Genomic DNA, 16,005 nt, shown 5'->3' with positions numbered 1-16,005 from the left:
TCCTTGCCATTTCTTGCATCGCATAATTTTGCGATCGTCTTTACTATAACTCCCGTAAAAACGCTGAAATAATACAGAACGCCAAAATTTTTTTGAAAATTCAGCGTTCTGCATAATAATTATAACATGATTTGTTAAGTATGACAAGGTGTATAAGCGTGGGATTCAAACAGAAAAATTAAGGCAATACCGCACGACCATTGTGCGTCAGATGCGAAGTCAGAAATTTCGTCAGATTATCTAAATTTGACACAGGCTTGCTGACGCAAGTCAAGGAAAATTTGGACAATATGACGGAATTTATGCAAGCAGATGACGTGCAAAGGCGTAAGCCGGTGGTCGTGCGGTGTTGTCTTAAAGTGTTATCCTAACTTATATGATGGAGTCGGAGGGATAGCTTTGATGTGTTTTATGGATTCAGCTCTACGCCGTATGAACACAAAAATACAAGTTTTTCAGCCTTGATCTTATACAATCAGATGATACGAAATTGTCATACATTTTAGCAGCTTCTCCACCAAAACCACTTGCATTTTTTGCTGTTCTGGTGTATAATATAATCAGAGAAAAGACCTTCAAAAACGCAGAAAGGGTGAGTGTTATGACAATTATTCAGGAGCAGGCTATGCAGCTTATCCAGCAGCTGCCCGATGAAAAAATACAGGCAATAATCACTCTTGCAACTGATGAGCTGAGACTTATGCAGCTCGATAGAATCGAAAAAACTGCAAGGAAAAAAGCTGCTTTTGCAGAGCTCGAACAGTTAGCAGAACAGTTGAGTTCCAATATTCCGGAGGATTTTGACGCTGACAGGGAGCTTTCTGAAGCATTGGAGGAAAAGTATGGTACTGCTGATCGACGCTAATATCGTGCTTGACTATCTTCTTAAGCGTGAACCTTTTTACAGCGATTCCAAAAAGGTCATGGAGCTTTGCGGCAGCGAGACTGTCGATGGATGTATTGCTCTGCATACTGTAACGACTATTTGGTATATCCTAAGAAAATTTCCTGATGACCAACGCAGAAGTGTTCTTCGAACTATCTGTGATCTGCTTGAAGTTGTCGGTATATCTCATGATGAAGTCGTATCGGCAATTGACAATTCAGATTTCAAGGATTTTGAGGACTGTGTACAGACCAAGTGTGCAAAATCTGCACAGGCGGACTACATCATAACTCGAAATACTATTGATTTCAAGCAGTCGGAAATAGCAGTGCTGACCCCGAAGGAACTGTTTGAAATAGTAGATAAGCGGTAATGTTATATTTTCTGTCTCGGTATCCAATTTGCCTTTTTCGGACCTTATAACGAAATAAAAAAAATAATTTCAACAGTTATGGTTGAGGGAACAGAGCAATGCGTTAACCCTAATAGCTATAAGAAGATTTATTTATATCAAGGATATAATGTAGAAGTTACATATAATAAGGTAGATGGCGTGTATAAAGTTGGAAATGCATTTATAAGATTATAACGAGGTGTAAAAAATGGAAAGTAAAAGCAAACTCGCAAAACTGATAGATGAAGTTGATTTTTATAATGCCTATGAAATATACGCACGATTATCTGATGAACAAAAACATAATGAGATTATAGTGATTGCAAATAATACCAATAACGTTAAAGTGCTTGGCTTTATGTCTTTTGTTTTGCAGAATGATCCTTCATATATAAATCATTCCATAATGTATGTTGCGTATAATCAGATGTGTTGGGTGCCGTGTGCATATTCGCTTGCATTATACCATGCAAAAGAGATGTACCGCCTGAGACACGATATGGATGCTATGACATCAATACTATTCTTATGGGATATGCCTTTTGGTATAGTATCGGATGATTTTGCATGGAAGATCGTAAATAAAGCACTTGCAGAAGATGACAGCAATAAGTTCCTGCTTGAAGTATATGATAAGCTGAAAGACAAGACGTTTGATTTTACGGAAAATATAAAGACCGGAAATAAAAAAGCATTTGCCGGGCTTATTGATGAACTTGACTATCATAAGGCTTATAAACTGTACGTTAAAATGACAAATGATCAAAAACACCATGAGATATGTTCATCATTGGATGTACTGCATCAGATAAAAGTAATCGCTTTTATGACTTTGTTATTAAGCAATTCACCTACATATGAGAACTATTATAATATGTTTACTGCGTTGAATCAGATGGATTCTCTTGATGGAACTTATGAGCTTGCATGTTTTTATAAAGAAGAAATGAAACGGTTTAAACTATAAATATATACTCAAAAGCATTGATGACAGTGATGAGATGATAAGAAAACTGAAATAGGGGAATTTCTGAGCAGTTGAAACAGCTAGTATGTTAAAATATAGCCTAATGGCATACTCAAAAGCCGTTCCACACAAGTCATAATAGGAATTGTGGAGCATACCACAATAATCGTGCGTAATAAACATACACAAACAGACTATTGCATTCTTATCAAACAGTATATAGTTTTACTTATATAGAATATTCAAAATGTTATAAGTACTTGAAAAATACTGGTAGTTAGCAGTTATAGTTTACTGAGTATTTTGCTTTCGTTGGACCTTATTTGGACTTTGTTTTCATAAAAAGTTGCTAAAAACCGCTTGAAATCACTTGCGATATAGCCGCCGAAAACCTCGCAATACCTGAGAAAACTTCACGCAGCTATGTTACAGCACAGGCAGTGGCATTTCTTCAAGTCCCATTTGCCGCACTAAATAAAAGCCTTGAAACTACGCGGTTTCGGGGCTTTTTGTTATGCCTGAAAACCTCGTTTGTCCATCACTTGTCCATTATTCTTTCTTTGAGTAACTTATGCTGTCCATCAGCCTGCTTTCGTGACCTTGATCGCGGGCGGCTTATCGGGGTCTGTATATAGCTTTTGCTTTTTCATACAAAACAATACTTATCAATGCCATAGATGGATGAGTATGTCCGCCCGTGCAAACGTTGAGTGCATTCCACCAAAAACCAACAACCCCCTCTTTCGGGATGCGCCGTATTTTCGTAGCGCATCGGCGGGGTACTCTGAAGACAACAGTCATGCAAAACAGCCTTATGAAATACAGAAAAAAACGTGATTTTTCATTCCAAATCTTGACAACGCGTTTATAATGTGTTAAAATATAATTTAGATATTGTTCTCGGAAACGATTTTTTGGGTATTTCCCGAAAGATCCGCGTGGAGGTGATGGTGTAATATATGATTGTTAATAAAATGATCCGCTTTGCTGCAGCGGTCATGTCATTCTGCTTTGCGGCGAATATGATCACAGCCTCCGCTGAGGAAGTTTACGATCCGCCGGGCGGGGGATATTCTGTCAGCATTCCATTCACCGTCACCGACAACAAGGGCTGGATCCCCGACGGCACCGTGTTTACCGTCACCATCTTGACGCCCAACGGTTCACCACTTCCCGAAAAGACTGAATATGAAGTGGTGGTCGAGGGATCGGATGAGTTCGGACCCATAATATTTGATACGCCGGGAGATTACGACTACTTTATCAAAGAGACGGTCTATGACAGCGATAAGATCATTTTCGATGAAACGGTCTATCATGTTTCCGTAGTAGTGATATGGAATGAAGACGGCGAGCTTACCGGAGGATATGCCGTTACGGCAGAAGGCTCCGATGAAAAGAGCGATGAGCTTGACTTTGACAACGACTATACCGATGAGCCGGAAAGCGGGAACTCCCGCACCGACAGCTCCGAAAGTACCGAGGACAGTTCCGAAGGTCCGGACGACAGCTCGGAAAGTCCGGGCGACAGTTCCGAAAGCGGCGGTGACAGTTCCTCACAGCAGGACAGCAGCCGCACGGACGATAACAGCAGCCGCTCCGATAGCGGCAGCAGCTCCCGCAGCAGTGACGGCGGGGGCTCATCAAGCGGTGCACCTTCGTGGGAACCGCTGCTGCCGCCGGATACAGGCGGAGCCGTTACCTTCGGGATATCGGGCGCGGTGCTCACGGGACTGGCGCTGATACTCATCAGCAGTCGAAAGCAGCAGGACGATGAGCCGCCTGATGAAAGATCGGGGTGATGCGTATGGAAGAAACGCTGCAGAACGCTCCGAAAAGTGAAGAAAAGCCTAAAAAGAAAAAACGGACAGCTTCGGGCTATGCCGTCAGGTTCTTCGTAAAGATCGCTGTCACGGCTCTGGCAGTATGGCTGCTCCTTACATTTGTGGCGGGCATACACATATGCCATACCAACAGCGCTTACCCTTCCATAAGGGACGGCGAATTCTGCCTTACATACCGTCTGGCAAGACCCGCACAGGGGACTATGATCGTCTACAGGCACGATGGAGAGATCAGGTTCGGACGTGTGATCGCTTTCGGCGGAGAAACAGTCGATATAAAAGACAGCTCCGTTACCGTTGACGATTACGCGCTTTCAGAAAACGTGGTCTATCCCACATCATCCGAAGGCTCGGATATCGATTATCCCTATCAGGTACCAAAAGATCGCGTGTTCGTTCTGAACGACTACCGCAGCGACAATTCCGACAGCAGAAGATACGGCGGCATACCGCTTGATGATGTCGAAGGCGCTGTGGTGTTCACCATGCGGATGCGCGGTATATGACCAAAGAAATAATAATATTTTTAAACAGGAGGAATCATAATGAAAACCAAGAATTTTGCAGCCCTTATAGCGGCTATCAGCATCGCTGCTTCCGTAGCAGCTGTACCGGCGAGCGCAAGCTCATCTACTGTTTACAGCACAACTATCGAAGGAATAAAGGTGACATCTTTCGAAAAGTATCTTGTTATGGAAAGCAATTCGGTTGTTCCTAACGCAAGCTTTTCATTTACTATCGCAGCAGGTGAAGCTGTTGCGGGCACTGACACCACTCTTCCGATACTTGCAGGTGTGGGAACACCTAAGTTTCTGCTCAAAAGCGTAACCGATGGTATGGAAGCCGGTGATGAAAAGACTCTTAAGACCAATGATAATGATGGTACTGCTAGTGAGGCTACTGTCAATTTCACTTCTGCCGACACCGATAATACAGCAGTAACCATTGCAGAAGGTGATATAGGTGAAGGAAAAACTGTTAAGTTTGATACTCCTGCAAATAATACAGACGAAAAATATGCACAGAAAAAGATAGCTATAGATTTTTCTGATATTGTATTCACCGAACCCGGTGTTTACAGATATGTTATAACAGAAGCAGACGCTGCAGCTACTCAGGCAGCAGGTGTCACCAATGATGCAGACAATACAAGAGTTCTTGATGTAGTTGTATCCGATACCTCTTCTGCAAGTCAGCAGAAACTCAGTATCACGAATTATCTCCTGCATGATAGTATTGCAAATACTCCGGTAAAGGATTCGTCGGGGACTAATGCAACTATTGCTGATAAGTCTACAGGTTTTACCAATCAGTATGAGTCTTATGATCTTCAGTTCAGCAAACAGGTCACCGGTAATCAGGGTTCAAGAGACAAGTTCTTTAAGTTTGATATTTCCATAACGAATGCTAAGGGCTCTGAGATAACCGTTCTGGGACAGGGAACTACCTTCCTTGCAGCTCCTACAAAGAGCACTACCACAAGTTATGAAGAAACCGATATGAATGCTGCTAATACCAAAGATGACAACACAACCAGAGACGGACAGCAGCTTACTGCTGATGCGGACGGCAATATCACTGCTACTTTCTACATCAGAAACGGACAGAGCGTAAAGCTTCTCGGACTGCCTGCGGGTGCTAAGTATACGGTGACCGAGACCGAAGAAGATTACACCCCCAGTGTCAATGCAACCGAAGCAAATACCGGAGATGTTGCTGTAAATGGGAACAATAACGGCATTACTGATCAGGATACCGGTATAAAGGGAGACACCAACGCAACATTCACCAACACAAGAAACGGAAATATCCCCACCGGCGTTATCTCCACAGTTGCAGGTTCCGCAGGTATCGCGGCAGTTGGTCTTGTCGGTGTGATATTTGGCGTCATCTGCGTTAAAAAGAAGAAGTCTGAGGAAGAATAAGCATTGCTCAGATTCTGGAAAAGGCTGAACGATCTTTACGGACGGCTTGTAATAGTCGTGTTCGGGCTAGTCATGCTGATAGGTCTCTGGCAGGTGTATGATAACTACTATACCTTCAGTCATGCGCTTGACGACAGTATCCTGAAGTATAAGCCCGACCCCGATGATCCGTCGGCTATGAAGGATTCGCCGATAACAGATGAGATGGTAGCATGGCTCACCATCGACGGCACGAATATCGACTACCCTGTTATGCAGGGCGATGATAATACGAAGTTTCTGAATACCGATCCGTTCGGGAATTATTCGCTGTCGGGGAGTATTTTTCTTGACAGCAGGTGTTCGCCGGATTTTTCCGACGGTTACTCCGTGATATACGGTCATCATATGGAATACGGACATATGTTCGGGGCACTTGATGATTACCTTAACCCCGAATATCTTAAAAGCCACAGCAGCGGAACGCTTATGATCGGCAGGAATGCCGAAAAGGTCTGCAGGCTCAGGGTGTTTGCTTCAATGAAGGTCAGCGCCCGCGAAAAGACCGTGTTCGATATTGATAATGACGGGATACGGCAGTATATAAGGGACAATTCAGAAGTCATGACCGAAGAGGAAGATTCAAGGATACTTGCTCTGTCCACCTGTGCCGGAGCGGATTCCGTTATGAGAACGGCAGTGTTCTGCTACATCGAAGATTAGTCTGTGAAAGGAGGAAAGGCATATGATGTCTTTATTCAGAAAACAGAACACCGTGTGCCCGCCCTCTTTTGCAAGACGGCTGGTAAGCTCCTTCTGCGCCTTTTCAATGCTGCTCAGCTCCGTGAGCGGTGCAGCAGCGCCTGTGAGGGCGGCAGCAGAAAGCAGACTTTCAGTTTCGGTACAGACAGATACCCTGCCTCAGCCCGCAGAGCCCGAACTGAGCTATCAGAGCTTTGAGCTTTACCCCAACGGCGAAGATTCGGGAGAGGTGATAAGCCTTGACGGTCTTATGCCCGAAGGTGCTGCCGCCGAAGCAGTGGACGTTTCGGAAGAACATGAGGCTCTGGCTGCGTACGATATAACCATCGTGAACGGCGATGAGGAATATCAGCCTGGAAGTGAGAATCCCATATTCGTAGAGATCACCGACCCGGATATCCCCGAGACCGGCAGTATAGAGCTGTGGCATATCAGGGACGACGGTGAGCGTGAGCAGATAGAGGAATTCACCTTCTCGGACGGCACCATCAGTTTCTACGCCGAAGGATTCAGCGTATATGAGATAATCGATTGTCCCGTAAGCGGTCCTTCCGATGAGTTTGAATCTGTGACTTCTGTCGCAGAACTTGATGATGATAACGAAGGCTTCGGCTTTTACTGGTATTACGGAAGCGGGACCTATGTCACCGCCGAACTGAATGTAGGCTCTGCTTTTAAAGAGACCAGTAGCGTTTCAGGTGCATCGGTATGGCACTTCGAGGAGAGCGGCGGATCATATAAAATCTATACTTACACCGGAGATACCAAGAAGTATATCCATAATACGAGTGGCAATTCAGTCGAGCTGAACACGACTAACGCCGATCTGTTTGATATCGATGATGCTGTTCCGGGAGAAAGCTTTTATTTCAAGAAGAACGACGAAAACAAATGGCTCCAGCATTCTAATGGGGGAAATGGCATAAGGTATTATACAGACAATAATAATGCCAAGAATTCCAGCATGAAGCTGTATAAAGCTCCGCATATTAATCTCGACGGCAAGACCTATGGTCTGATGAATTTCACGGGCGGTACTCACGGTTATGCGCTCATGTCGGGCAGCAGCGATGATAACGTACACGCACTTGTCGAGCTGGTACTGCATCAGAAGGGAACGGAAGAAGGCAGGACCCTTTATGTTGACGAGGGCAGCGAGGTTACGAGATGGACGTTCCGGTCGGCGGGAGGAGATCTCTATACCCTTTCCGCAGCCGACAGCAAAGGTACAAAGTACCTTGCTGTGAGTGGTGACGACCTTATAGTTACGGGTTCATCTGCCGAAGCCGCAAAGTTCAGGGTGTCTGCCGACAGTTCGGGAAGGATACAGCTTTCTCATGAGGGCAAATACGTTACCTTCACCATGCGTGAGGAAGATGGAGCGACGGTGACAGGGTTTTCGCTGTCTTCTGTATCTTCACAGAATTCCTTGCTTGCTCTTATAGACTTTACCGTACTTGATGACGAAGACCTCATTACCTATTCGGCAGACAGAGTCAGCATTTCCGACACACCCGACGGGCAGAAGGTGATAATCTACACCCGCGTCTGGAACGATGATGCAAAGAGATATGATATGTACGCCGTAGATTACAACGGCACACTCTATCCCTGCTATGCAAGCGGCGGTAAGATACTCTGGCTCGGTGACGGCACCGGTTCGCTGGAATGGATATTCACGGAATACACAGACCCCGTAACCAAAGAGCCGAACTATTACTATGAGCTTTACAACCCTTACTCGGAAAAATACATCGCACCTCAGCTGAACAGCGGGGCGGTGCTTTCCGGAAGCACGATAGGCATAAATCTCCCCGGCAGACGCAGCGGCGAGTATTATTCAAGAATACTCGCATGGGACGAGAACAACTATACCTTCGTGGGAATGAAGCCCAACGATGATAATACAAAGCTTGTACCCTGTGCCGAGTCTGTAGCTGCGGATTTCTATTTTGCGACTCTTGAACCGCTGAACCTCAGCGACAGGCTTCATACGGTAAATACCATTGATAACAATGCTTACGGTATCACCATGAAGATGGTGGATTTTTCGGGTCAGATCTCCTATGGCGCAAATGGCGGTATACAGCAGAACAAATATCTTGTGAAAGATGATTTCAGTGGCTCCAGTACCGATTTGTACAAAGGATATGATGTGACCAAAGGTCTGCTGTCCAGCTCGCTTGATGAAAACGGCTATCCCGTCTGCACGAAAACCAGCAAGAATCTTAGCGGTCTGTATAGCGGGGCACAGGAGGTCAACCACCTCTTTATACAGAGTATATACAATTCAAGCGGATATTTCGAATTTGACAGCTGTCAGAACTTTGCTACTCTCAAGGCTTCGGATGATAATAATTTCACCGTATACAGAGAGCTTGGAACAAGCAAAAACGAAAGTAAAAATACGTTAAAACACGGTCAGTTCTTCCCGTATAATAACATAAGTGCGGGTGATTATTCGACAGCAAATCCGAAGAATCTCTTCCCCAGCGACAGCCGTGTCAAGGCTAACGGCACCAGGGAGTATATCCAGCTTCCCGAGAGTGATCCCCGAAAGTACGAAAGTCTTTATTCGGCAGGTACCAAGACAGGCGCCAATGCCATAGATTACTATTTCGGTATGGAGCTTAACGCCGAATTCGTTCAGACTGTCAATGGTCTTGACGCATGGGGACATGATATAATATTTGAGTTTACCGGCGATGATGATTTTTGGCTCTATGTTGATAACGAACTTGTCATAGACCTGGGCGGTGTACACTCGGCACTGGGAGGAAAGGTGAATTTCCGTACCGGCGAGGTGATCGTCAACGGTACAAAGACGTCGCTGAAAGAGTTGTTCATCAAGAATTTCACCGAACGCTATAAGGCGGCTCACAGTGGTGACGTGCCTTCTGAGGCTGAGATCAGCGAATTCCTTCAGGAGCATTTCGAGAAGGATCCTTCCAAGACTTACAGCTGTGAAGAGATATTCTCGGACTATTCGGTACACAACATGAAGATATTCTACATGGAAAGAGGTGCCGGAGCGTCGAATCTTCATATGCGATTCAACCTGGCTTCGGTAATACCCGGTCATGTAGTTGTAAAGAAGAGCGTTGAGGGCGATGGTGCAGACCAGATCGACAAGGAAATGGTGGAATATCCTTTCCAGATCTACTACACAGACGCAAACGGCATCGAGACCCGTCTTGCGAATGATTCCGAACACATTTCTGTAAGATACCAGAACAGCACTCAGGCTGTAAAGTTCGTGAAGAAGTATTATCCTCCCGGAAGAGACCAGTCGTATGATGATATATACTATCTTAACCCGGCGAAGGATGCGGAGATACTCTTCCCCGATGAAGCTATATCATACAGGATAGTTGAGTGTGCCGTTGATCCTGTTGTATACAGAGTTTCAATAAACGGTGAGCTCAAGACTTCAGGTGACGAAGGTTATTCTTCCGACCCCACGCAGCCTGTATATGAGATATCGGGACTGCTGAACGTTTCTTCCGATAACGTTCAGGTAAAGGATCTGCCGATCATTTCTTTTGAAAATCAGGTCAAGAAGGACGTAATAAGAACTCTTGAGTTTACAAAGCGCGTCTATGACGAGAACAATGAAGAGGTGCTCGACGATGATACCACCTTCAAATTCAGACTCTCGCTCGGCACTACTTATGATCCCAACAGGGATCTGCCTCTTGTGGACAGGGCACCTTACTATGTAGTTGACCCGGACGGATATTACTGCAGATACGATGCAGAGTCTTCGAGCTTTGTACCAACAGAATGGACATACAGAGCCGATGACGATTCCCGCACGAAGACTAACTTAGATTCCCTTACAGAGAGTCAGCGTGGTTCCATCACCTTCCGTACTTCCATCTACGGCGCTATAGACCACATACCCTCAAGGTATACGGTATGCGTGCCGAACCTGCCAGCAGGAACGGTATTCAAGGTCGAAGAGCGCTATACCGAGATACCTTCGGGATACGGTTTGGACAGATATAAGCATATAGAAGGACATACCGAAAGCGAATACGGTGAGATCACAAAGGTCAATTCCTATAATCTTATCGACAAGAATGTTGAAAACATAGGTGTTGTAATACCCAGCCAGGATCCCAAGATGGAGGTCCGCAACAAGAAGGGTTACGGCATAAACGTCAGAAAAAAATGGAGCGACATTTCCATCACGACAGGTCATGCACCTGTTTATACCGCAGTGTATGTTGACGGCGAACTGCTTGAAGATTCGGTAAAGCAGATAAAGTCTCCTGACACTTCCGCATACTACTTCTGGCCCTCGCTGGAGCCTAATGCTGACGGAAGCGAGCGCACATCGCTTGAAGGCTATGTGATAAAGGAAGTCACCATTTCGGGCACTCCCGAAGTTGCGGCAGACGGCACTGTGACAGGGTATGGTACCGTCACTCCGCTTGAGACCGGCGACGGACTTGAGCTTTCAGCCACAAGGGCAAAAGCAGCTACCCCTGCCGGAGAGTCGGCTGAAAAGGAATTTGAGTATATAGTATCCTACGAAAGAGGTACACAGTACGGCTCAGCAAGAGAGGATGTAATAAACAACACCCGAAGCGGCGGTCTGGCATTGAGGCTGTTCAGGTGGAACAGCACCGTTCCGTTGAGCGGCGGTAAATTCCTGCTGAAAGACAGCAGCGGCAAGACTGTCGGGGAGTATACCTCCGACTCGGAAGGCAGTATCGCGATACTCTATTCCTTTGAACATGGTCAGGTCTACACCCTTGAGCAGAAGGCGGCGCCGAGCGGCTATGTGGGGCTTCAGGAAAAGCTCTGCTTTAAGCTGAACAACGACGAAACGGTAAGTCTCTTCAAAGAAGACGGAACAACGCTCTGGGAGACTAACGGCTGGGCCGATACAAAGCCGGGAGAGAACGGTATTACTGCTTTTGTTGATGTCTACAACAAGCCCTTCAATTTCAAGATAGTAAAGACCGACAGCGAAGACTCTTCCGTAAAGCTTGGTGCGGCGCATTTTGCGTTGTACAAGCAGCAGAATACTACCGTCAGCGGCTATGTCAAGAACAAAGACCCCATGACAGGCTTTGAAGATCTTGTGACTGTAAACGGTGAGGTGGATATCTGCGGCGGAAAGAGCGGCAGGAGCATTAGTCCCGGTGCCGAAGGCTCGGTATACTTCCTGACCGAGACTCAGGCTCCGTTCAACTACAAAAAGCTTGATGAGGATATCATATTCAGGATATCACCCATAGGTGTGCCTTCCATGATATCCGACGCTTACAACGGAACGCTCGTTGAGACCGATGAAGGCTATATCTATACCCTCAGCGTTCCGAACGAGAAGAAGGACAAGGAGATCGAGCTTCTTACCGTGACCAAGAAGGTCACGGGCTCTTTCGGCAACAAGTCGAAGGAATTCAGCTTTGAGCTTGTTGTAAGCGGCGCAGAAGAGGATGAAGAGTTCGTCTGGGCAAAGAACGGAGAGGAACAGACTCACATGCCCTCAACAGGCGGCAGCTTTACTTTGAAGCACAATGACAAGGTCGAGATATCTCTGCCGAAGAATGTGACGGTGACTCTTGCCGAAGAAGAAAGCGCTTACGAGACCACGATAAAGGTCGGCAGCGGAGAGGCTCAGGAAACGAGCAGTGTTTCCTTCCTGTTTGAAGGTTCTGAAAGTATCGTTGTTACAAACAGACTCAGCGGTATCATAGCTACAGGCACAGCCTCGAACGCATCGGGTGCTGTGGCTGCGGTCCTTCTGCCGATACTGCCGATAGGCGGTGCGATCTGGTTCAGAAGACGCAGAAAACATGAATAAGACAGGGAACGACAGTCTCTTTTTGGGGGCTGTCGTCCCTTTTTGTATGGCGGCTGAACTATTGACAGTGGGCACAGTTCATGATATAATCGTAACTGAGGGTCTGAGGCAATACCGTGCGGTATTGGCACGGGTTCTGACAGTTTTGATAAATGATCCGAGCGTACCCTAAGTGAACCTTTCAGGTCACAGGGGGAGATTATGCGTTCTTAGGCTGTTCGGGTCTGACAGAGTTGAGCTTCCCGGAGCGAACGAGAGTGATCGGCGACTATTCATTCTACAACTGTAAAAATCTGACAAGCGTGGTTATTCCCTCAACAGTCGAATTTATCGGTTATGAGGCTTTTACGTATTGTTCTTCTGTAACGGATGTTTACTGTTATCCCAACGCTTCAGACCTGTTCTGGGCGGAAGGTCATTGTGATGACTTTGCTCCGAATAAGGCAACGGTATGCCATGTGAATGCAGATCAGCTTGAAGCATACAGAAAAAAATACGGCAATGACGTAAACGTATCATTTACCGACAATCCCGGTGCCGTATCTGTTCCGGACGGTGATGACTTTGCTATGGCGATACCTGTAGATATGACCTATGATGGCGAACCGAAGATCATAGATGTTGTGGAAAAAAGTGAAGGTCTGGGCAGATCCACTGTTAAGTATTATGCCGACAAGGAGCGTGAAAAAGAGATAGAATGCCCCGCTGACGCAGGTACTTATTATATTGCCGTCGACGTTGAAGACGGCGATGCATTCACCGCTGCGGAAAAAGTTTTCGGAGAATTCTGGAGCTACACCATACTCAAGGCGGCAGCTCCCGATCTGTCAGAGCTTACCGACGATCAGAAGGCTCATGCTGTCGAGGGACTGGTATACAACGGTGATTATCAGGATCTCATAACTCCGCCCGAGAGCCTTCCCGAAGGTTACACGAAGGTGCTCTACAGTCTTGACGGTCAACATCTGGGCGAATGGGATTTCTACGGACGCAAGGCGGGTACATACACTGTCAACGTGAAGTACATCGGCGACAACAACCACAGGGATTTCTACGGCGAGGACAAAACCGTTACCATAGCTGAAGAGGCTTACTCCGCCCCCGGGATCACTTACGAAAAGGGCGAAGGATCTGTACAGCTGAACTGGACAGCAGTGGAAGGTGCGGAAAAGTACGGTATCGTAGGTTTTGTTGACGGTGAGTGGAAACTGCTTGCCAGGAGTAATGATACGACTTACAGGCTCGGCAAGCTGAAAGCGGGCGAGGAGTACAATATCGCTGATGCTGAAGACATGCCGATTCACGAAGACAATGATCACGATCATTGGGATAAATTCAAACTTGCATCAGGAAAACAAATATCTCTTTTCCCATTTACACAAAATGCTATTATCAATCTTTATGACGCTATGTCTGACCATAAAACACCGAGATATATTCTTAGAGATATAGTGGAGCCGGCAGTAAACGAGGCATTGTACGATGTTTCATTGTTCCCACAATTCTGCTTAGGTTGGCGTTCGGCTCTGCCGGAATCTGTTGAAAACAGAATAGGAAACATAGTGCAGTCTAAAAGACCCCGACATAATACTTGCGGATGAACCTACAGGTGCTTTGGATTCCAAAAACAGTATGACTGTTTTGCAGATACTGAAAAAACTGGTCGCAAATAATAAGACTATCGTGATCGTGACTCATGATATGAGCATTGCAAGACAGTGCGATAATATCATTGAGATGAGAGACGGAAGAATATCAGGCTGAATTTGCCAAAGCTTGAAAAGTGAAGCGGACAATGTCAGCCAAAACTGCTTCTGCCTGTGGTGACAACTGCGCCAAGTGGATACTGCATATTGCTGCGGAACTGCAAAGTCGGAGACGGACAGCTGTAAATAAATATCTGAGCCGGTAATTTCTCGCTAAATAAACAAGGCATTCACCAAACGATGAATGCCTTGTAATTTATTTGCCCTGTGAGGGTGATCCCTGTCATTTGTATCATGCTTCAGGAAGAGTATCTATCATTCCCAGAATATATTTTCTGACAGCCGCAGCATCTGCATCGGTTATGCCATCGCCGCTGCCCGAACAATCAGCGTTTATTCTTCCCTGCTCAGTCAGCTTATACTTTGAAGGTGCTGACAATGTCTGCCTGATAAGTACGAAATCAGAAATATCCACTTTTCCGTCGCAGTTTGCATCACCATAAACTGCATTTTGACTATCAGGAATATTGCTCTCTGTTATGGGAGCCATGCTCGGTTCGGTATCACCCCACCAGTCCCAACGGTCAGCGGTACGGTATTTCTCCATATTTCCGCCTGCCGAAGTCCAGGTGAACACATTGTCGTAAAGATGCCCTTCGTAGTAATAAAACTGTGCCATCGAACAGATCTCATCGGCGTAGGTCTTGTATGCACCATCGTCCTCAGCCATATAGCACCAGCCCGTATTAAAGCCCTTCAGGCTGTTCCTTATGACCTGATAACCGTGCATTCCCTCATCATCAATACAGATCTCGGCAAAGTGGAGTATCTTTCTGATACCCATATGATTTGAGATTATACAATCATAGAAATTGGATTCCGTGAAAGAATACTGGAACATCTCGGGAACGTTGTCCTCGGGCATGAACTTTGGGTCGCAGTCTGCAAAAGCAGTAACAGCGGTCTGAAGAGTGCCGTATGCATGGGCAGAGTTGACACCCCAGCCGTCTTCATAAGCTGTTTCATGGTCTGAGCCTATCTTGTTTTCACCCAGAGTAGATTCACGGGTGCCAAGTCCGAGAAACAAAGCATACACCTTTTCACGCTCAGGCTGTCCGAGACGAGTGGAGATAAGATCCCAGTGTTCATCTATCTCTTTATAGAGAGCGTACTTTACCTCCTGCACTGTCATTTTATGGTTGATAGCGCGTATCTCAGCCGCAGAAGCGTTTGCAGGAGTATTCCTCTCCCCGAAGCCAAGGGGATTGCCGACTCCTTCCTTCTGTATATCACGGGAAGTATCGTGCAGAGGGTCGCAGGTATTTCCGGCACAATACCATTCGTCTGCCGAAGTGACGATAGAAGTATCCATATCACCTGCCGATATCGACATTGATGATACGATCATTGCAGCCGCGGTAATGACACCGAAAAATCGTCTTTTATTCATAAATATCACCTCATGTTTTGAGTCGTTTTACCGACACGGACAGACCTCCGTCAAAGCGAGATCGACGTCTGACCAAATTTCCGTTATATATTATACCACATTTTTTCGTGAATTTCAATATGATTTTATGAAATATGGCCATCCCCTTAACTCACCGCAAGCTCCTTAAAGTATCGCACACTGTCTGCCGAGACAGTAAAGGTCAGCTCCTGATCTTTTCCCTTAAAGGAAAGACCCGGATACCATAGATCAAACTTGATCACAAGGCTTAACG

The 16,005-nt window shown here is 46.0% G+C and carries 10 protein-coding genes and 1 pseudogene; 10 read left to right on the top strand and 1 reads right to left on the bottom strand.

The genetic code is table 11. The annotated features are described in order from the left end of the window. The first annotated feature begins 490 nt into the window (after nt 1–490). The 10 genes and pseudogenes from BT142_RS08320 to BT142_RS19050 all read left to right on the top strand — a co-directional run bounded on the left by BT142_RS08320 (nt 491) and on the right by BT142_RS19050 (nt 14,339). Nucleotides 491–865, top strand: a complete 375-nt coding sequence (locus BT142_RS08320; protein ID WP_139182199.1) for a hypothetical protein — start codon at nt 491–493, stop codon at nt 863–865. Then, nucleotides 843–1,259, top strand: a complete 417-nt coding sequence (locus tag BT142_RS08315; protein WP_072417742.1) for a PIN domain-containing protein — start codon at nt 843–845, stop codon at nt 1,257–1,259. The genes BT142_RS08320 and BT142_RS08315 overlap by 23 nt, the downstream gene beginning before the upstream one ends. A 229-nt stretch (nt 1,260–1,488) precedes the next feature. Continuing rightward, nucleotides 1,489–2,247 carry a hypothetical protein gene (locus BT142_RS08305; protein WP_072417741.1) on the top strand — a complete coding sequence of 253 codons (759 nt, stop codon included), beginning with the start codon at nt 1,489–1,491 and terminating at the stop codon, nt 2,245–2,247. Nucleotides 2,248–3,221: 974 nt separating this feature from the next. Beyond that, nucleotides 3,222–4,049: a Spy0128 family protein gene (locus BT142_RS08300; protein WP_072417740.1), complete on the top strand. Its 828-nt coding sequence runs from the start codon at nt 3,222–3,224 to the stop codon at nt 4,047–4,049. 5 nt (nt 4,050–4,054) lie between these two features. After that, nucleotides 4,055–4,597, top strand: coding sequence for a signal peptidase I (gene lepB, locus BT142_RS08295; RefSeq protein ID WP_072417739.1), 543 nt, complete (start codon nt 4,055–4,057; stop codon nt 4,595–4,597). 39 nt (nt 4,598–4,636) lie between these two features. Next, complete coding sequence (locus BT142_RS08290; protein ID WP_072417738.1) at nt 4,637–6,016, top strand: DUF7601 domain-containing protein; 1,380 nt, start codon at nt 4,637–4,639, stop codon at nt 6,014–6,016. Nucleotides 6,017–6,019: 3 nt separating this feature from the next. Continuing rightward, a complete protein-coding gene (locus tag BT142_RS08285; RefSeq protein ID WP_072417737.1) occupies nt 6,020–6,718 on the top strand; it encodes a class B sortase in 699 nt (232 codons plus the stop codon). Between the two features lie 22 nt (nt 6,719–6,740). After that, a complete protein-coding gene (locus tag BT142_RS08280; RefSeq protein ID WP_072417736.1) occupies nt 6,741–12,575 on the top strand; it encodes a DUF7601 domain-containing protein in 5,835 nt (1,944 codons plus the stop codon). A gap of 206 nt (nt 12,576–12,781) precedes the next feature. Then, nucleotides 12,782–14,176: pseudogene (locus tag BT142_RS08270) on the top strand (leucine-rich repeat domain-containing protein); the annotation flags it as partial. A 13-nt stretch (nt 14,177–14,189) separates the two neighbouring features. Then, the gene (locus BT142_RS19050) at nt 14,190–14,339 is read left to right on the top strand and encodes a P-loop NTPase family protein (protein WP_175444916.1); all 150 of its coding nucleotides are present in this window, start codon (nt 14,190–14,192) and stop codon (nt 14,337–14,339) included. 234 nt (nt 14,340–14,573) lie between these two features. Here the strand turns inward: BT142_RS19050 and BT142_RS19990 are convergent, their stop codons facing one another. Next, the gene (locus tag BT142_RS19990; protein ID WP_072417733.1) at nt 14,574–15,731 is read right to left on the bottom strand and encodes a dockerin type I repeat-containing protein; all 1,158 of its coding nucleotides are present in this window, start codon (nt 15,729–15,731) and stop codon (nt 14,574–14,576) included. Between the last annotated feature and the right edge of the window lie 274 nt (nt 15,732–16,005).

Source organism: Ruminococcus sp. YE71, assembly GCF_900119155.1.
Classification (GTDB): Bacteria; Bacillota; Clostridia; order Oscillospirales; family Ruminococcaceae; genus YE71.
The sequence above is the reverse complement of the archived record's forward strand: the minus strand, read 5'-3'. Positions and strand labels throughout refer to the sequence as shown.